General features: G+C 61.5%; 15 protein-coding genes. 7 read left to right on the plus strand and 8 right to left on the minus strand.

Translation table 11 applies throughout. The features are described 5' to 3' along the window. Positions 1-75: 75 nt before the first annotated feature. From ACJ2A4_RS09085 to metK, 3 genes are read right to left on the minus strand one after another with little or no spacing between them, the layout of a single operon-like run. Complete coding sequence (locus tag ACJ2A4_RS09085; protein ID WP_408872581.1) at positions 76-1,716, minus strand: electron transfer flavoprotein-ubiquinone oxidoreductase; 1,641 nt, start codon at positions 1,714-1,716, stop codon at positions 76-78. Between the two features lie 38 nt (positions 1,717-1,754). Next, positions 1,755-2,450 carry a tRNA (guanine(46)-N(7))-methyltransferase TrmB gene (locus tag ACJ2A4_RS09090; RefSeq protein ID WP_408874145.1) on the minus strand — a complete coding sequence of 232 codons (696 nt, stop codon included), beginning with the start codon at positions 2,448-2,450 and terminating at the stop codon, positions 1,755-1,757. 15 nt (positions 2,451-2,465) lie between these two features. Beyond that, complete coding sequence (metK, locus tag ACJ2A4_RS09095; RefSeq protein ID WP_408872582.1) at positions 2,466-3,650, minus strand: methionine adenosyltransferase; 1,185 nt, start codon at positions 3,648-3,650, stop codon at positions 2,466-2,468. A gap of 303 nt (positions 3,651-3,953) precedes the next feature. On the opposite strand from metK, the gene ACJ2A4_RS09100 reads away from it, so the two are divergent. Then, positions 3,954-4,742, plus strand: a complete 789-nt coding sequence (locus ACJ2A4_RS09100; RefSeq protein ID WP_408872583.1) for an SDR family NAD(P)-dependent oxidoreductase — start codon at positions 3,954-3,956, stop codon at positions 4,740-4,742. A 61-nt stretch (positions 4,743-4,803) separates the two neighbouring features. Here the strand turns inward: ACJ2A4_RS09100 and dapB are convergent, their stop codons facing one another. Then, positions 4,804-5,550, minus strand: coding sequence for a 4-hydroxy-tetrahydrodipicolinate reductase (dapB, locus tag ACJ2A4_RS09105; RefSeq protein ID WP_408872584.1), 747 nt, complete (start codon positions 5,548-5,550; stop codon positions 4,804-4,806). Positions 5,551-5,574: 24 nt separating this feature from the next. Further along, the gene (locus tag ACJ2A4_RS09110; RefSeq protein ID WP_041111417.1) at positions 5,575-5,988 is read right to left on the minus strand and encodes a helix-turn-helix domain-containing protein; all 414 of its coding nucleotides are present in this window, start codon (positions 5,986-5,988) and stop codon (positions 5,575-5,577) included. A gap of 91 nt (positions 5,989-6,079) precedes the next feature. Here ACJ2A4_RS09110 and ACJ2A4_RS09115 point away from each other — a divergent pair, with 91 nt between their 5' ends. Next, a complete protein-coding gene (locus tag ACJ2A4_RS09115; protein ID WP_408872585.1) occupies positions 6,080-6,688 on the plus strand; it encodes an FMN-dependent NADH-azoreductase in 609 nt (202 codons plus the stop codon). On the opposite strand, the gene hmpA is transcribed toward ACJ2A4_RS09115, so the two are convergent. Then, positions 6,689-7,870 carry an NO-inducible flavohemoprotein gene (hmpA, locus tag ACJ2A4_RS09120; RefSeq protein ID WP_408872586.1) on the minus strand — a complete coding sequence of 394 codons (1,182 nt, stop codon included), beginning with the start codon at positions 7,868-7,870 and terminating at the stop codon, positions 6,689-6,691. 80 nt (positions 7,871-7,950) lie between these two features. Here hmpA and ACJ2A4_RS09125 point away from each other — a divergent pair, with 80 nt between their 5' ends. Next, positions 7,951-8,403, plus strand: a complete 453-nt coding sequence (locus ACJ2A4_RS09125; protein WP_408872587.1) for an RrF2 family transcriptional regulator — start codon at positions 7,951-7,953, stop codon at positions 8,401-8,403. A gap of 86 nt (positions 8,404-8,489) precedes the next feature. Continuing rightward, positions 8,490-9,344, plus strand: a complete 855-nt coding sequence (aroE, locus tag ACJ2A4_RS09130; protein ID WP_408872588.1) for a shikimate dehydrogenase — start codon at positions 8,490-8,492, stop codon at positions 9,342-9,344. A 57-nt stretch (positions 9,345-9,401) separates the two neighbouring features. On the opposite strand, the gene dnaJ is transcribed toward aroE, so the two are convergent. Both dnaJ and dnaK read right to left on the minus strand, forming a co-directional pair. Continuing rightward, positions 9,402-10,544, minus strand: a complete 1,143-nt coding sequence (dnaJ, locus tag ACJ2A4_RS09135) for a molecular chaperone DnaJ (RefSeq protein ID WP_062459322.1) — start codon at positions 10,542-10,544, stop codon at positions 9,402-9,404. Positions 10,545-10,687: 143 nt separating this feature from the next. Further along, complete coding sequence (gene dnaK, locus ACJ2A4_RS09140) at positions 10,688-12,592, minus strand: molecular chaperone DnaK (protein WP_194259732.1); 1,905 nt, start codon at positions 12,590-12,592, stop codon at positions 10,688-10,690. Positions 12,593-12,861: 269 nt separating this feature from the next. Between dnaK and ACJ2A4_RS09145 the strand changes: the two genes are divergently transcribed. The 3 genes from ACJ2A4_RS09145 (at position 12,862) to ACJ2A4_RS09155 (ending at position 16,779) form a co-directional block, all read left to right on the plus strand. Beyond that, a complete protein-coding gene (locus ACJ2A4_RS09145) occupies positions 12,862-14,013 on the plus strand; it encodes a hypothetical protein (protein ID WP_408872589.1) in 1,152 nt (383 codons plus the stop codon). A 151-nt stretch (positions 14,014-14,164) separates the two neighbouring features. Beyond that, a complete protein-coding gene (locus ACJ2A4_RS09150) occupies positions 14,165-14,545 on the plus strand; it encodes a glycerol dehydrogenase (RefSeq protein ID WP_408872590.1) in 381 nt (126 codons plus the stop codon). Beyond that, the gene (locus ACJ2A4_RS09155; protein WP_408872591.1) at positions 14,545-16,779 is read left to right on the plus strand and encodes a PQQ-binding-like beta-propeller repeat protein; all 2,235 of its coding nucleotides are present in this window, start codon (positions 14,545-14,547) and stop codon (positions 16,777-16,779) included. Before ACJ2A4_RS09150 ends, ACJ2A4_RS09155 begins: the two co-directional genes overlap by 1 nt. Positions 16,780-16,941 lie beyond the last annotated feature (162 nt).

Genomic DNA, 16,941 nt, shown 5'->3' on the forward strand with positions numbered 1-16,941 from the left:
AACGGGCGTCACCGTAGCGGGACTGACTGAAAAAGTCACATTCCGCTCCGGATGCGCCCGTCTGCGGGAAGAAATTTACATCCCGACGGGATAGTTCGGACCACCGCCGCCTTCTGGCGTGCACCATTCGATGTTCTGCGTCGGATCCTTGATGTCGCAGGTCTTGCAGTGCACGCAGTTCTGGGCGTTGATCCGGAGCTGCCAGGCGTTCTCGCCCGTCTGCTCCTGCTCATACACACCAGCCGGGCAGTACCGGCTCTCTGGCGAATCGAATACGTCATGATTGACGGTGCGCCAGATGGCCTCGTTACGCAGCTTGAGGTGAACCGGCTGGTTTTCCTCATGGTTCGTGCCACTCAGGAAGACTGAACTGACGCGATCGAAGGTGATCTTCCCGTCAGGCTTGGGATATTCGATCTTCTTGCACAGCGAGGCCGGACGCAGCGTCTCATTGTCGGCATGCGGATGATGCAGCGTCCAAGGGGCACGGCCGCGCAGGATCATGCTGTCGATGCCGGCATAGATCGCGCCAAGCTTCATGCCCCATTTTGCGAAGGCCGGGCGGATGTTGCGGACATCGCGCAGTTCGGACCACAGCCAGGACTGGCGGACGCGCGCCGTCATGGTGGCTGCTTCCTTCTTGTCCTTTTCCAGAGCTTCGGCCACGGCTTCTGCCGCGATCATGCCGGACTTCATGGCCGTATGCGTGCCCTTGATCTTGGGCACGTTCAGGAAGCCCGCCGAATCCCCGGCCAGCACACCGCCCGGGAAGGTCAGGCGCGGAATGGACTGGAACCCACCTTCGGACAGGGCGCGTGCGCCGTAGATCAGGCGCTTGCCGCCCTCGAAATGCTCCCGGAAGGTCGGGTGCAGCTTGGTGCGCTGCATTTCCTCGAACGGGGACAGATAGGTGTTGGCGTAATCGAGGCCGGTCACGAAGCCGAAGCTGACCAGATTTTCCCCGAAATGATAGAGCCAGGCGCCACCATAGGTATGGTCATCGAGCGGCCAGCCGAAGCTGTGCTGCACGAGACCGGGGCGGTGCTTTTCCGCCGGGATTTCCCAGATTTCCTTGACGCCGAGGCCATAGGTCTGCGGATCGACGCCCTTGCGCAGGCCGAAACGCTTCATGGCATGGCCCGTGAGGGAGCCGCGAGCCCCTTCGGTCAGGATGGTCTGTTTGGCGCGCAGGATCATGCCGGGCGTGAAGTTCGGCCCGTGCTCGCCGTTGCGCTCGATGCCCATGTCACCCGTGATGACGCCGGCAACGCGGTTGTCTTCAATGAACAGTTCCGCGCCCGAGAAGCCCGGGTAGATTTCCACGCCAAGGGCTTCGGCCTGTTCGCCAAGCCAGCGGCAGACTTCGCCGAGCGAGACGACATAATTTCCGTGATTGGCCATCTGCGGCATCACGCGGTCCAGATACGGCACCTCGAACGAGCGCGTCTCGGTCAGAAACAGCATCCGCTCTTCCGTCACCTGAGTGCGGAGCGGGGCGTCCAGATCGCGCCAGTTCGGCAGAAGCTCGTCGAGCGTGCGCGGCTCGATGACGGCGCCCGAGACGATATGGGCACCGATCTCGCTGCCTTTTTCAATCAGGCAGATGCCCGCATCAGGCATCAGCTGTTTCAGGCGGATCGCGGCGGAGAGACCGGCGGGACCGCCACCGACCACCACGACATCGAATTCCATTTCTTCGCGTTCGATCTGGGTCATGATGTCAGGAAACTCGCTGAATAACAGGGTTGGAGAGTTCAGGGACGGCGCGTGAAGGTCCAGTAGAACGGCATGCGCCCTTCGCGGAATGCCTTGGCCTCATAACGCGTGGGCGACCAGCCTTCAGGACGTTCCTTGGCCGGGGGAGGTGCATCGAACAGGTCCTGCTGGCCCATCACTTCCGTGACCCACTCCTGATAGACAGGGTGATCACTGGCGACGCGCCAGATGGCTCCGGGTTTCAGGACGCGGTGCATCTGTTTGATGTTTTCCGGATGCACGAAGCGGCGCTTGGCGTGCCGGGCCTTGGGCCACGGGTCCGGAAACATCAGATACGCCCGGTCGAGACAGGCGTCAGGCATGTCCTTGAGCAGCAGGCGGGCATCTTCGGCCCAGATGCGGAAATGGGGCGGCGGCGTGGCCGTATCTTCCTCACCTTCGGGCACGAGGCGCGAAAGCAGGGAGCACAGACCGTTCTCGAAGACCTCGGAGGCGATATAGCCGACATCCGGGTTCAGTTCGGACTGGCCGATGGCATGTTCGCCGCCGCCAAAACCGATTTCGAGAAAGACGCGCGAAACCGCATCGGAGAATCCCGCAGCGGGATTTTCCGGTGAGGTAAAAGAAAGCCGAGGCAGCGCCTTCTCAAGAAGGTGCTGCTGCCGGGCCCGGAGCGGATGGCCGCGCTGGCGGCCGTAAAGCCGCTCCGGCTGGGGTTTGAGAGACTCGACCAGGGGTTTTCTGCCAGATTACCGGTTCAGGGCGCCACGCAGCGTGGTGACCAGATCGGTCTGCTCCCAGGTGAAGTTGTCCAGAACCGGATCCGGCGCACGACCGAAATGGCCGTAAGCGGAGGTCGGAACGTAGATCGGACGGTTCAGGCGGAGATGCTTGCGGATGCCGCGCGGGGACAGGTCCACAACCTCGTTGAGGATCGCGCCCAGACGGGCTTCGTCCACGTCCTTGCCCGTGCCGTCGAGGTCAACATAGACCGAGAGCGGCTTGGACACGCCGATGGCGTAGCTGAGCTGGATCGTGCAGCGGTCGGCAAGGCCTGCGGCCACGACGTTCTTGGCGAGGTAACGTGCGGCATAGGCTGCCGAACGGTCCACCTTCGTGGGATCCTTGCCGGAGAATGCACCGCCACCATGCGGGGCTGCACCACCATAGGTATCGACGATGATCTTACGGCCCGTCAGACCGGCGTCGCCGTCCGGTCCGCCGATGACGAAGTTGCCGGTCGGGTTCACGTAGAACTCGTCTTCCGGGCAGGTCCAGCCTTCCGGCAGGATGCCGTTGACCACGTCGCGCAGGGTCTCGCGGATCGTGTTCTGGCTCATGCCTTCGACATGCTGCGTGGAAATCACGACGGACGTGACACCGACGGGCTTGCCATCGACATAACGCAGCGTGACCTGGCTCTTGGCATCCGGCAGAAGACCGACGCCGCGGGCATCACCGTTCTTGCGATAGTCGCGGATGCGCTCGAGGATCGTCTGCGCGTAATACAGCGGCGCAGGCATCAGGTGCTCGGTCTCGCGCGTGGCGTAACCGAACATGATGCCCTGGTCACCGGCGCCCTCGTCCTTGTCGGTGCCGCTGTCAACGCCCTGGGCGATGTCGGCGGACTGTGCGTGCAGGTAGGAGGTGATGTCGGCCTTCTTCCAGGAGAAACCTTCCTGGTCGTAGCCGATGTCCTTGATGGCTTCACGGGCACGGTCGATCAGCGTGTCCTCGACCTCTTTGGGGCCGCGGACTTCACCGGCCAGGATGACGCGGTTGGTGGTGACCAGCGTCTCACAGGCAACACGCGCTTCCGGATCGGCCTGCAGATAGGCGTCCAGAACGGTATCGGAAATGCGGTCCGCCACCTTGTCGGGATGGCCCTCGGAAACGGACTCGGACGTGAAAAGGAAATCGCCGTGATTGCGCACTCAGGGACCTCGCAGGGAATGAGTGGTGAGAAGGGCCACAGGGTGTCTTGGCAGACAGGCTGTGGCATTCAGGGAGGGGACGGCTTGGCGGAATTGGGCGCAAGGGTCAAGGGGCTGCGTGAAGGCTGAACGCGGTTTTCTGCGGGAAAGTCCCAAAAACCGGCCACAAATCACAAAAAAGAGAGCGCAGGCACCCGTTTCATTTTTCAACGACACCGTCCATGCTGCGTTCGTGCTGCCGTGAACCTTGTTGCCCGTCATGGGCACGGTCCCAGGAAAAACAGAGAGTTTGAGGCATTCGACATGTCGAATCAATTTAACGGTAAAGTCTGTCTGGTCACTGGCGCAGGTGGCAATATCGGTCTTGCGACCGCCCTTCGTCTGGCAGAAGAGGGCACGGCTATCGCCCTTCTGGATATGAACCGCGAGGCGCTGGAAAAAGCGGAGGCCTCCGTCCGTGAAAAGGGCGTCGAGGCCCGTTCCTATGTCTGTGACGTCACATCCGAAGACGCCGTGACCCAGACGGTGGATACCGTGGTCCGGGATTTCGGGAAGATCGACTTCCTGTTCAACAATGCTGGCTATCAGGGCGCCTTCGCCCCCGTTCAGGACTATCCGTCCGACGATTTCGCACGCGTTCTGACGATCAACGTCACCGGTGCTTTCCATGTCCTCAAGGCCGTTTCGCGCCAGATGATCACGCAGAATTACGGTCGTGTGGTCAACACCGCCAGCATGGCCGGTGTGAAGGGGCCGCCGAACATGGCCGCCTATGGCGCGTCCAAGGGCGCTATCATCGCTCTGACCGAAACCGCCGCGCTGGATCTCGCCCCCTACAACATCCGCGTGAACGCCATCAGCCCAGGTTACATGGGCCCTGGCTTCATGTGGGAGCGTCAGGTTGAGCTTCAGGCCAAGGTCGGAAGCCAGTATTTCTCCACCGATCCCAAGGTCGTAGCCCAGCAGATGATCGGCAGCGTCCCGATGCGTCGCTATGGCGACATCAACGAAATCCCCGGTGTGGTGGCATTCCTGCTGGGAGATGATTCCAGCTTCATGACGGGTGTGAACCTGCCGATTGCTGGCGGTTGATGCGAGATCCGGGCTCTGCCCGGGCCCAGCAGGGATCTTGATCCCTGCACCCTGTTTTAAGTTAGCGTTTTAAGGCGTCGGCCATTGTGTAGAGGCCGGCTGGACGTCCGGCTAACCATTTTGCGGCGAGCAGGGCGCCCCTTGCGAAGACCCTGCGGTCCAGTGCGCGGTGCGACAGGGTGATCTGTTCGTCCGCCGCCATCAGAACGAGATCGTGTTCGCCCACGATCTGTCCGCCGCGCAGGGAGGCAAATCCGATCGCGCCATCCGGACGGCGGCCGTTCTGGTCGGTCCGGGCCACGTCCTTAAGCCTGACCCCACGCCCTTCCGCCACGGCCCGGCCGATCGCCAGTGCCGTACCGGACGGGGCGTCCAGCTTCTGGCGGTGATGCACCTCCAGGATTTCGGCATCATAATCCGGCAGTCCCGCGCCAAGCTGCCGCGCCAGTTCCAGAAACAGCGTCAGCGCCGGGGAGAAATTGGCGGCCTGAAGAACGGGAATGTGCTGCGCCGCCGCGTTTACGGCGTCCTGCGCGCCCTGATCGAGTCCCGTCGTCCCCAGAACCCAGGCGCATCCGGCCTGTGCGAAAGCTGCCGCATGGGCCGGGACGGTCGAAGCATTGCTGACATCAATTATGACATCGCAGCTTTTTGCGAGCGCGACCGGATCAGTGATGATGTTGCGCTGGGCGTCTGCGGTGCGGGAGAGGCCACCCACGAGGGCATCCCCGGCCTCTTCGGCACAGAGCGTTCCAAGCCGGCCCGTAATGCCGGCGATACCAATACGGGGAGCAGAAATCTGGGTCATGGTCGGTCCATCAGAACGGAAAAATCAGGTGTTGGCGTCAAGCCGGGCATCGAAACGGGCACGGGCCGCCTCGATTTCGGGACGGTTCGACAGCGCCCATTGACCAAAGGCTTCGGTCAGCGTCCAAAGCGATTCCCCCAGCGTCGTCAGCTCATAATCCACACGAGGCGGAGTCGTCGGTGTGACGGTCCGCAAGACGAGGCCGTCGCGTTCCAGATTGCGCAGGGTGAGCGTCAGCATCCGCTGCGAAATCCCGTCGATCGCACGGCGCAGTTCGCTGAAACGGTGCGGCCCGCGCCCGAGCGACTTGACGATCAGGATGCTCCACTTGTCCGTCGTGCGCGCCAGAATGGAGCGGATAACGGCACAGGCATCGCTGTTCTGTGTGCAGTCTGGCGGGGATGGAAGCGGAGTAGTCTCGCTGACGCGAACATCCATGTGCCTATGGCTCCGGAATGTGCCTTCTTGCGGCGGGGTTCAAAGGTTCCTTATCTGGTGCTGGTTACGATCAGGAACCGGAAAGATCAAAATGAAACTTCTCCACATCGATTCCAGCATCCTCGGTGACAGCTCCGCCAGCCGTCATGTCAGTGCCGCCGCTGTCGCCCAGTTCCGCAAGCAAGATCCGTCTGTCGAGGTCATTTCCCTCGACCTCGCCAGCGATCCGCTACCGCATCTGGACGTTGAAGCGCTGTCCTGGCTCGGCAAGGAACTGACGCCGGACGTCTCAGGCCGTCCCGAACTGATCGCTGGCGCAGACGCCCTGAAGACGTTCAAGGCCGCAGACATCGTCGTCATTGGGGTGCCGATGTACAACCTGTCGATTCCCAGCCAGCTCAAGGCCTGGATTGATCGCATCATGGTGGCGGGCCAGACGTTCCGTTACACGTCCGGCGGCGGGATCGAAGGTCTGGCCAAAGGCAAGAAGGTCGTGCTCGCCGTGGCCCGTGGCGGCCTCTATGGCGAAGGCTCTCCGGCCGCGTCCTTCGAGCATCAGCTCAGCTATCTGAAATCCGTCTTCGCCATGATCGGTATCACGGACCTCACCGTGATCGAGGCCGAGGGCCTGGCTACGAATGGTGGCGCCGACCGTGCCCGCATCCTGTCGGACGCGGAGCAGAAGGCCGGCGCGCTTTAATCAGTCCGTCACACCGGTATCCGGTCCGAACGTCTCATAACGCAGGCGCTCGGCCGGAACGCCGGCTGCCGGCAGGCCGTGCACCATGTCACGCATGAAGCCTGTCGGACCGCACAGATAGGTTGAGACTCCGCCGGGCAGTTGCTCGGCCACCCAGGCAGCGGTCGGGTGGCCGTCTTTCTCCGTCAGGCGCGTGACCACCCGGATACGCCCTGCAGAATTGCGGGACAGTTCCGCCAGACGCTCCGCGAACGGCGCGGTCTCGGCGGAATGGGCGATCTGCACAACATGAACGGGCGTCGTGACGCCGGGCTGGGCCAGCACTTCCAGCATCCCGATCATCGGCGTGATCCCAATTCCGGCACAGACAAACGCTAGCGGCCCCTCGACCCTTTCCGGCAGCACGAAATTGCCGGCAGGCGGCGAGAGCAGGACTTCCGTCCCCTCACATTTCCCGCTGTTCAGCCAGCCCGAAACCTTGCCGTTCGAAACATGGCGCACGCTGATGCGATAGCCCTTCCGGTTCGGGCTGGACGTGATGCTGTAATTGCGGCGTGTCCGGCCATGGCCCGGAATATCCAGATCAACGCCCAGATACTGCCCCGGAACAGCGCTGATGACCGGCTTGCCATCCACAGGTTCCAGTTCGAGCGATGTGACATTCGCACATTCCGGAACAGTGCGGGCAATGCGGAACGGACGCCAGCCGGTCCAGCCGCCTTCGGCATGGGCGCTGCTGTCGTAAAGCTGATGCTCGCGGCCGATCAGGATATCCGCCAGCGCCCAGTAGGCCTTGCCCCAGGCATCGAGGATTTCCGGCGTTGCGGCATCCCCTAGAACGGCCGAAATCGCGCCGAGCAGGGCCGTGGCGACATGCGGATAATGCTCCGGTTGGATTTCGAGGCTCGCATGTTTCTGCGCGATCCGTTCGACCGCACCGCCCATCACACCCAGATTGTCGATGTTCTTCGCATAGGCCAGCACGGCCATGGCCAGTGCCCGGGGCTGCGTGCCGTTGGACTGATGCGTCGGGTCGAACATTTCCGCAATCGCGGGATCGGCCAGCAGGCGGCGGTACATTTCGGACGTAATCGTCACGCCATGGGCTTCGAGCGCCGGGATGGTCGCCTTGATGATGGCGATGGTCTCGGGTGTGAGGCTGCGGTCGGCGGAAGTGGACATGAGCGGTCCCCTTAAAGGTTTATTCGAAATACATCTTTAAAAACGTGACCTGCGCCTGTCAATCTGGCAGAGGAGTCGCCATGCGCCTGACACTGCACACCGATTACGCCCTGCGCGTGCTGATCCATCTTGGCGTTCACACGTCACGCCGCGTCTCCATCCGCGAGATCGCGCAGGCCTATCGCATTTCCGAAAACCATCTGGTGAAGGTCGTGCACCGTCTGGGACAGGGCGGTTTCGTCACGACTGTCCGCGGGCGTGGTGGCGGCTTGGAACTCGCGCGCCCGGCTTCAGAGATCAACGTGGGCGCGGTCGTCCGCTTCACCGAAGACGACATGACGCTGGTGGACTGCGAGGGGCGCAACAGCACGGACGGACGGCCCTGCGTCCTATCTCCGGCCTGCATGTTGCGCGGCGTGCTAGGCGATGCACTGGGCGCGTTTTTGGCAGTGCTGGACCGTTATACGCTCGCCGATCTGCTGACAGGTCGTGAGGCCGCACTTCTTGGTCTGGGCCTGCCTCACGAAAACTGAGATTTCCGGAATGTGAATGGACCTTCCGCGCTCCAGTGCGTCATGTCGAAAGACCGCAAGACAGCCACAGATCCGAGGAGCGTCTCATGAGCCAGCAGAATTTCCGCAGCATCCTGACCGGATCGTTCTCCACGCCGTGCGATGACAATCCGACCGTCGCCATGATCGAGGCCGCGTACCGGCACCACGACATCGATGCGCGTTACATCAACTGTGACGTCAAGGCGGACGGTCTGAAGGACGCGGTCGCAGGTGCGCGGGCCATGGAATGGGTCGGGTTCAACTGTTCCCTGCCCCACAAGGTCGCGGTGATCGAGCATCTGGACGAACTGGCGGAGTCCGCCCGGATCATCGGCGCGGTGAACTGCGTCTCCATCCGGGACGGGCGCCTGATCGGCGACAATACGGACGGGAAGGGCTTTCTGGCCTCCCTGAAACAGGTCGCGGACCCGTCCGGAAAGAAGGTTCTGCTTCTGGGCGCGGGCAGGGCCGCTCGTGCCATCGCCGTGGAACTGGGTCTGGCATCCGCTGCCCATATCACGATCATGAACCGCGATCCCAAAAAAGCCGAAACCATTGCCGCATTGGTGCGGGACAACACATCCGCCAAAGCCGACGTCCAGGCATGGGACGGCGAGGCCAGCGTGTCGGCAGATGTGGATATCCTGATCAACGCCACATCCATCGGTCTGGGCGACGCGGACGCCATGCCGCCTTTGATGGACGAGAGCCTGCGCAAGGGGCTGATCGTCGCCGATGTCATCCCGAACCCGCCAAGAACGCGCCTGTTGCGGGAAGCAGAAGGCAGGGGCTGCACCGTGCTGGACGGGCTCGGGATGCTGGTCAATCAGGGCGTGATCGGTGTGGAGCACTGGCTGGGCAGGACGCTTGACGCCAGCGTTATGGAACGGATCCTGAAGGATATTTTTGGCGCGGCCTGACATGAAAAAACCCGGTGTCTCCAAAGAGAGCACCGGGTTTTTTGCAGAGCTGAAAGATCAGCGGCCTTCGAAGAAGTCGCGGACCTTGGCGAAGAAGCCGCTGTTTTCGGGGCTGCCCTTGGCATGGTCGTCCCCGGCTTCCTTCTCGAACTCTTCGAGAAGTTCGCGCTGGCGCTTCGTCAGATGGCTCGGCGTTTCGACCGAAACCTGGATGTACATGTCCCCACGGGCCGAAGAGCGCAGGACCGAGAAGCCCTTGCCGCGCAGGCGGAACGTCTCGCCCGTCTGCGTCCCGGCAGGAATGCGGACCTTGCTGCGGCCACCGTCCACGACCGGAACTTCGACTTCCGTGCCAAGCGCGGCCTGCGTCATGCGCAGCGGAACGCGGCAGTAGATGTTCGATCCGTCGCGCTGGAAAATGTCATGCGACAGGACGGAGATGTGAACGTACAGATCGCCGGGCTGCACGCCTTCGCCACCGGCCTCGCCCTTGCCAGCCATGCGGATGCGGGTGCCATCCTCGACGCCTGCCGGGATGTCGATGCTGATGGTTTCCGTCTTCGCTTCCGTGCCCGTGCCGTGACAGACCTTGCACGGATTGGCGACGGTACGGCCCGAACCATGACAGGTCGGGCAGGGGCGCTCGACGAGGAAGAAGCCCTGCTGAGCACGGACCTTGCCCGCACCATGACAGGTCGGGCAGGTGCTGCTGCCAGCCTTCGGATCGGCCGAGCCCGAACCATGACAGGCTTCACATGTCACACGCGTCCGGACTTCGACGTCCTTCGTCACGCCCGTGAACGCTTCCATCAGCGTGATCTCGACCTGAACCTGGACATCCGCCCCGGTCCGGCGTCCACCACCGCGGCGGCCCCCCATCATATCGCCGAACATCTGGTCAAAGATGTCGCCCAGACCGCCTGCACCGGCAAAGCCACCACCAAAGCCGCCGCCCATTCCGCCCATGCCACCTTCAAAGGCGTCATGGCCGTAGCGGTCATAGGCCGCGCGCTTCTGCTCGTCCTTCAGGACGTCATAGGCTTCGTTGATTTCCTTGAACTTCTGCTCGGCGGCATCGTCACCCGGATTACGGTCGGGATGGTAGCGCATGGCCTGCTTGCGGAAGGCTTTCTTCAGCTCGTCCTGCGAGGCCGTGCGGGAGACTTCAAGGGATTCGTAATAGTCGATTCTGGTGGCCATGTTCGGTCCTTGGGGCGGTCCTGAAGGGCGGTCCCTGTCGAGGGCCGGAAAACAAGAATGGCGCCCACCCCCTTGCGGGAACGGGCGCCCTCGGAAAACAGGGTCAGACGGAGCGTTCAGCCCCGTCTGCGGAAGTCACCCGATCAGTGCTTCTTGCTGTCGTCTTCGAGGTCTTCGAAGTCGGCATCAACGACGTTTTCGTCTTTCTTCTCGCCTTCCGGTGCAGCGCCACCTTCGGCGCCCTGACCAGCCTGATAAACAGCCTGACCAACCTTCATGGCAGCCTGCGTCAGCTTCTCGCTGGCAGCCTTCAGGGTGTCGAGGTTTTCGCCACCCAGAGCTTCGCGGGCTTCGGCGATTGCAGCTTCAGCTTCGGACTTGTCAGCCGCCGGAACCTTGTCGCCACCTTCGGTGATGGACTTCTCGGTCTGGTGGATGAGGCTTTCCGTGCTGTTGCGCAGCTCGACCAGTTCACGCTTGGCCTTGTCAGCGGTTGCGTTGGCTTCCGCGTCCTTGACCATGCGGTCGATGTCGGAGTCAGACAGACCGCCAGAAGCCTGGATCTTGATCTGCTGTTCCTTGTTCGTGGCCTTGTCCTTGGCGGACACGTTCACGATGCCGTTGGCGTCGATGTCGAAGGTGACCTCGATCTGCGGCACGCCACGCGGCGCCGGTGCAATGCCCTGCAGGTCGAAGTTGCCCAGCAGCTTGTTGTCAGCTGCCATCTCACGTTCGCCCTGATAGACCTTGATGGTCACGGCGTTCTGGTTGTCTTCGGCCGTGGAGAAAGTCTGGCTCTTCTTGGTCGGGATCGTCGTGTTGCGGTCGATCAGACGGGTGAACACACCACCCAGCGTTTCGATACCCAGCGACAGCGGCGTCACGTCGAGGAGCAGGACGTCCTTGACGTCACCCTTCAGGACAGCGCCCTGAACGGCGGCACCGATGGCGACTACTTCGTCAGGGTTGACGTTGCGTGCCGGATCCTTGCCGAAGAATTCCTTAACCGTCTCGATAACCTTCGGCATACGGGTCATGCCACCGACCAGGATGACTTCGTCAATCTCGTTCGGGGAGACAGATGCATCCTTGATGGCTGCACGGCACGGGCCGAGCGTGCGCTGGATCAGGTCATCAACCAGGCTTTCCAGCTTGGCGCGGGACAGCTTGACGACAAGGTGCTTCGGACCGGAAGCGTCAGCCGTGATGAACGGCAGGTTGATCTCGGTCTCCTTGGAGGAGGACAGCTCGATCTTGGCCTTCTCGGCAGCTTCCTTCAGGCGCTGCAGGGCGAGCTTGTCACCGCGCAGGTCGATGCCCTGGTCCTTTTTGAACTCGTCAGCCAGGAAGCCGATGATGCGGTTATCGAAGTCTTCACCACCCAGGAACGTGTCACCGTTCGTGGACTTCACCTCGATCACGCCGTCGGAGATTTCGAGGATGGAGACGTCGAACGTACCACCACCAAGGTCATACACGGCCACCGTGCCGGAATCGCGCTTGCCAAGGCCATAGGCGAGGGCTGCTGCGGTCGGCTCGTTGATGATGCGCAGGACTTCGAGGCCGGCGATCTTGCCGGCGTCACGGGTTGCCTGACGCTGGGCGTCGTTGAAGTAGGCCGGAACCGTGATGACGGCCTGAGAGACGGTCTCACCAAGATAGCTCTCGGCGGTTTCCTTCATCTTGCCCAGAACGTAAGCCGCGATCTGTGCCGGAGCATACTTCTCGCCACGGGCTTCAACCCATGCATCGCCATTGTCGCCACGGACGATGGCGTAAGGCACCATCTCCTTGTCCTTCTGGACGGTCGGATCGTCGTAACGACGGCCAATCAGACGCTTGACGGCATACAGGGTGTTGGACGGGTTGGTGACAGCCTGACGCTTTGCGGCCTGTCCGACGAGACGCTCACCGTTATCGGTAAAAGCGACCATGGACGGCGTCGTGCGGGCGCCTTCGCTGTTTTCGATGACCTTGGTTTCGTCACCCTCGCGCACTGCAACGCAGGAGTTGGTGGTACCAAGGTCAATGCCAATGACTTTGCTCATATGTTCTTGTCCTCTCAGCGGTCCGTCCCGGCCCTGTGAGGCACCGGATCGAACCCTATTGACGTATCCAGACCCTCACGGGCCTGTGTTCCGACTACTGATCTAGGCAAGGCCGCAAGGGGTTTCAAGCACTTGGACGACACATTTCGTCGAGAATATTCTCTTCCTGCATGCCGAGGAGGAATATGAGTGTTTCAGATATGGCCGGCGCCCTCTAGTAAGGTTGTGCCTTCCGCTTTGCCTGCCAATGGGACAGTCTTTACACAGCCATGCCGAACCATTCCTATTTTCGTGCCACGCTGCTGGCTGCCCTGGCCTGCCTTTCCGCAACCGGCCTATCCGCCTGTGGTCCAATGGGGCCGGGCAAGCTGCGCAATGACCAGCTCGAATATTCCCGTGCCCTGGGGGATACCCAGAAGCATGAGATGCTGCTCAATATCGTGCGTCTGCGCTACGCCGATCCCCCGACATTCCTTGATACGACGCAGGTGATTGCGGGCTACAGCGTTTCCAAGAGCGTCAGTGGCGGTTTCTATGCCTATCCGGCAACGGCGGTTGGAAACTATCTGTTCGGTACGGGGACGATGTCACTCGGTGAAAGCCCGACCTTCACCTATCAGCCGGTGACGGGGCAGCAATATGCCGAGAACGTGGTCCGGCCGATCTCGCCGACCGTCATCATGCCGCTCAGCCTTGGTGGTCTGCCGATCGACACGCTGCTGCGTCTGACGGCACAGTCCATCGACGGCCTGTCCAATGTCCGAGGGCTTGGTGCGGGCCCGTTCGGTGGCGGTTCTGTCCGGTTCTATTTGCTTCTGCACGATCTGCGGCAGCTCCAGATTGCCGGAGCCATGACCATCCGCATCACCAATGAAGGTGCCCCGGCGCCCGATTCCAAGAAGAACGGTGGCAAGTCCGATAGTAATGGAGGTGGCAATAGTGGAGGCGCGGAGCGCTCCTACCTTGTCCTGACCTCTACTTCTGACAGCAATCTTCTGGCGATCCAGGCAGAAGTGCGCCGGCTGCTGCATCTCGACCCGGGCGCGGAAGAGGCCGAGATCGTTTACGGCCCCTATCCCAAGCATCCCGGCAAGCAGATTGCCATTCTCACCCGGTCCATGCTCGCGATGCTGACGCAGCTCGCCTATGAGGTCGAAGTCCCGGAAGACGACATCAAGACCGGCCGCACGCCGCCCACGATCGGGCAGGTCGGAATCGAGAACCGGCCTGAAGTCGTGATCCATTCAGGCAAGCAGGAGCCGGACGCGCGCTATGCCGCGGTCAGCTACAACAACACCTGGTTCTGGATCAGCGACCGGGATTTCCAGAGCAAGCTGGCGTTTACAATGGTGCAGGTGCTTGCAGCGCTCGCAGCCACAAATCACACTGGTGGTGCAGTCGTGACAATTCCAGCCGGGTAATAAATATAACGCGCATTTGAATTTACCGAAGCAGAACCGTATTCAAACACGGTTTTGTTAGAATGGAATTCAACAATATTGAAAAAGAGCCATAGCTTTCCTGAAAGTCTGGAACTACCGTCCGAACTATCAGTTCAGGAGGCTTTCACCAATGCCAACTACTTATGGCAACAGGACCCTGACCGAGTGGCTCACACTGGTCCTCGGGGTTGTTATCATTCTGGTGGGGCTGTTCTTCGTTATCGGCGGGGCTGACCTCGCGATGCTGGGCGGCTCTGTCTATTACGTCCTTTGTGGCATTCTGCTGCTTGTCGGCGGTGTTTTCATGGTCATGGGACGCACGCTGGGCGCATTCCTCTATCTGGGTGCGCTTGCCTACACATGGATCTGGTCGTTGTGGGAAGTGGGCTTCAGCCCGGTTGATCTTCTCCCTCGTGATTTCGGCCCGACGCTGCTCGGCATCCTTGTCGCCCTCACCATTCCGGTTCTTCGCCGGATGGAAACCCGCCGTACCCTGAGGGGAACCGTCTGATGCGCAGATCCCATCTTCTTGCCACCGCTGCCTGTGCCACGCTGGCCTGGGCACCGCTGGCTGCCAATGCCCAGTTCGCCCCTGCCGGAAGTGGTGGCGCACCGACATCCACTGTCCCGGGCCCCGGCAATGGCAGCAGTGGCAATTCCTTCGAGCCGACCGAGAATACGCCGGCCTCGAAAAGCCGTTTCTCCGGCCCGTCTCCCTATGCGCCCCAGGCTCCCGGTGTGAATGCCGCCAACCTGCCGGATATCGGATCCATGGATCCGAACGACGTTCCCCAGATGGTTCCGCAGCAGAGCGCCAATCCTGCACATGGTGACTGGGCCGCTTATGGCCATGACGACAGCCAGATGCGCTATTCGCCGCTGTCCGAGATTACGCCACAGAACGCCGATCAGCTTCAGGTCGCTTTCCGCTACCATACCGGCAGCTACCCGCGTCCGGGGCAGGTAAACAAATGGGCGGCTGAAACCACACCGATCAAGGTGGGTGACGGTCTCTACATGTGCTCGGCGCAGAACGACATCATGAAGCTTGACCCGACAACGGGCAAGGAAATCTGGCGTCACAACATCAACGAGAAATACGACTCCATCCCCTATACCGCAGCGTGTAAGGGCGTGACGTATTTCACGTCGTCGCAGGTGCCGGAAGGCCAGCCCTGCCATAACCGTATTCTTGAAGGCACGCTCGACATGCGCCTGATCGCCGTGGATGCGGCGACCGGCAATCTATGCGAGGGCTTCGGCAATGGCGGACAGGTCAACCTGATGCAGGGTCTGGGCGAGTCTGTCCCGGGCTTCGTGTCCATGACGACGCCGCCGCCGATCGTGAACGGTGTGGTCGTGGTCAACCACGAAGTTCTTGACGGTCAGCGCCGCTGGGCTCCGTCGGGTGTGATCCGTGGTTATGACGCCGAAAGCGGCAAGTTCCTGTGGGCCTGGGACGTGAACCGCCCCAACGACCACAGCCAGCCGACCGGCAACAACCACTATAGCCGCGGTACGCCGAACTCCTGGGCTGCCATGACCGGCGACAATGCCCTCGGTCTCGTCTACGTCCCGACCGGTAACTCGGCTTCCGACTATTACAGCGCCCTGCGTAGCCCTGAGGAAAACAAGGTCTCGTCCGCAGTTGTCGCGCTTGACGTGAAGACAGGGTCGCCGCGCTGGGTCTTCCAGACCGTTCACAAGGACGTCTGGGACTATGACATCGGCTCGCAGGCCACGCTCATGGACATGCCCGGCCCGGATGGACAGCCTGTCCCGGCGCTCATCATGCCGACCAAGCGTGGTCAGACCTTCGTGCTCGACCGTCGTGACGGCAAGCCCATTCTGCCGGTTGAGGAGCGTCCTGCTCCGTCACCAGGCGTGATTCCGGGTGATCCGCGTTCGCCGACACAGCCCTGGTCCACGGGTTTCCCGGCTCTGCGCGTGCCGGACCTGAAGGAAAAGGACATGTGGGGCATGTCCCCCATCGACCAGCTCTTCTGCCGCATCAAGTTCCGCCGTGCGAACTATGTGGGTGAGTTCACGCCGCCGAGCGTCGACAAGCCCTGGATCGAATATCCGGGCTATAACGGCGGCAGCGACTGGGGCTCCATGTCCTATGACCCGCAGAGCGGCATCCTGATTGCGAACTGGAACATTACGCCGATGTACGACCAGCTCGTGACCCGCAAGAAGGCTGAAGAACTTGGCCTGATGCCGATCGACGACCCAAATTACAAGCCGGGTGGTGGCGGAGCCGAAGGTAACGGCGCCATGGACGGCACACCTTACGGTATCGTCGTGACCCCGTTCTGGGATCAGTACACCGGCATGATGTGCAACCGTCCGCCCTATGGCATGATCACGGCCATCGACATGAAGCACGGTCAGAAGGTGCTGTGGCAGCACCCGCTGGGAACGGCCCGTGCCAACGGTCCGTGGGGTCTGCCGACCGGTCTTCCCTGGGAAATCGGCACACCGAACAATGGTGGTTCGGTTGTGACGGCCGGTGGTCTGGTGTTCATCGCAGCGGCTACGGATAACCAGATCCGTGCCATCGACGAGCACACCGGCAAGGTGGTCTGGAGCGCAGTCCTTCCGGGCGGCGGACAGGCCAACCCGATGACCTATGAAGCTAATGGTCATCAGTACGTTGCCATCATGGCAGGTGGTCATCACTTCATGATGACGCCGGTCAGCGATCAGCTGGTGGTTTACGCACTGCCTGATCACAAGGGCTGAAAAAGCGGGGGCTGAGGCCTCCGGATGATGGAAGGGGTGGTTTTCGTGCCGGAAATGGCACGCAGACCGCCCCTTTGTCGTTTCCGGAGCCGTTTTTTCCATTTTTCGGGTGGGAAGCGTCTTCAGACCCGGCTACAGGCTGTTTTCGTTCACAGAGTTCTT

Origin of the sequence: Gluconobacter roseus, assembly GCF_046058915.1 — a bacterium.
Taxonomy (GTDB): Bacteria; Pseudomonadota; Alphaproteobacteria; order Acetobacterales; family Acetobacteraceae; genus Gluconobacter; species Gluconobacter roseus_A.

Bases quoted from the DNA above. Each gene is read 5' to 3' on its own strand.
- ACJ2A4_RS09085 (WP_408872581.1), bottom strand. From the start codon at position 1,716: ATGACCCAGATCGAACGCGAAGAAATGGAATTCGATGTCGTGGTGGTC.
- ACJ2A4_RS09100 (WP_408872583.1), top strand. From the start codon at position 3,954: ATGTCGAATCAATTTAACGGTAAAGTCTGTCTGGTCACTGGCGCAGGT.
- dapB (WP_408872584.1), bottom strand. From the start codon at position 5,550: ATGACCCAGATTTCTGCTCCCCGTATTGGTATCGCCGGCATTACGGGC.
- ACJ2A4_RS09110 (WP_041111417.1), bottom strand. From the start codon at position 5,988: ATGGATGTTCGCGTCAGCGAGACTACTCCGCTTCCATCCCCGCCAGAC.
- ACJ2A4_RS09115 (WP_408872585.1), top strand. From the start codon at position 6,080: ATGAAACTTCTCCACATCGATTCCAGCATCCTCGGTGACAGCTCCGCC.
- hmpA (WP_408872586.1), bottom strand. From the start codon at position 7,870: ATGTCCACTTCCGCCGACCGCAGCCTCACACCCGAGACCATCGCCATC.
- ACJ2A4_RS09125 (WP_408872587.1), top strand. From the start codon at position 7,951: ATGCGCCTGACACTGCACACCGATTACGCCCTGCGCGTGCTGATCCAT.
- aroE (WP_408872588.1), top strand. From the start codon at position 8,490: ATGAGCCAGCAGAATTTCCGCAGCATCCTGACCGGATCGTTCTCCACG.
- dnaJ (WP_062459322.1), bottom strand. From the start codon at position 10,544: ATGGCCACCAGAATCGACTATTACGAATCCCTTGAAGTCTCCCGCACG.
- dnaK (WP_194259732.1), bottom strand. From the start codon at position 12,592: ATGAGCAAAGTCATTGGCATTGACCTTGGTACCACCAACTCCTGCGTT.
- ACJ2A4_RS09145 (WP_408872589.1), top strand. From the start codon at position 12,862: ATGCCGAACCATTCCTATTTTCGTGCCACGCTGCTGGCTGCCCTGGCC.
- ACJ2A4_RS09150 (WP_408872590.1), top strand. From the start codon at position 14,165: ATGCCAACTACTTATGGCAACAGGACCCTGACCGAGTGGCTCACACTG.
- ACJ2A4_RS09155 (WP_408872591.1), top strand. From the start codon at position 14,545: ATGCGCAGATCCCATCTTCTTGCCACCGCTGCCTGTGCCACGCTGGCC.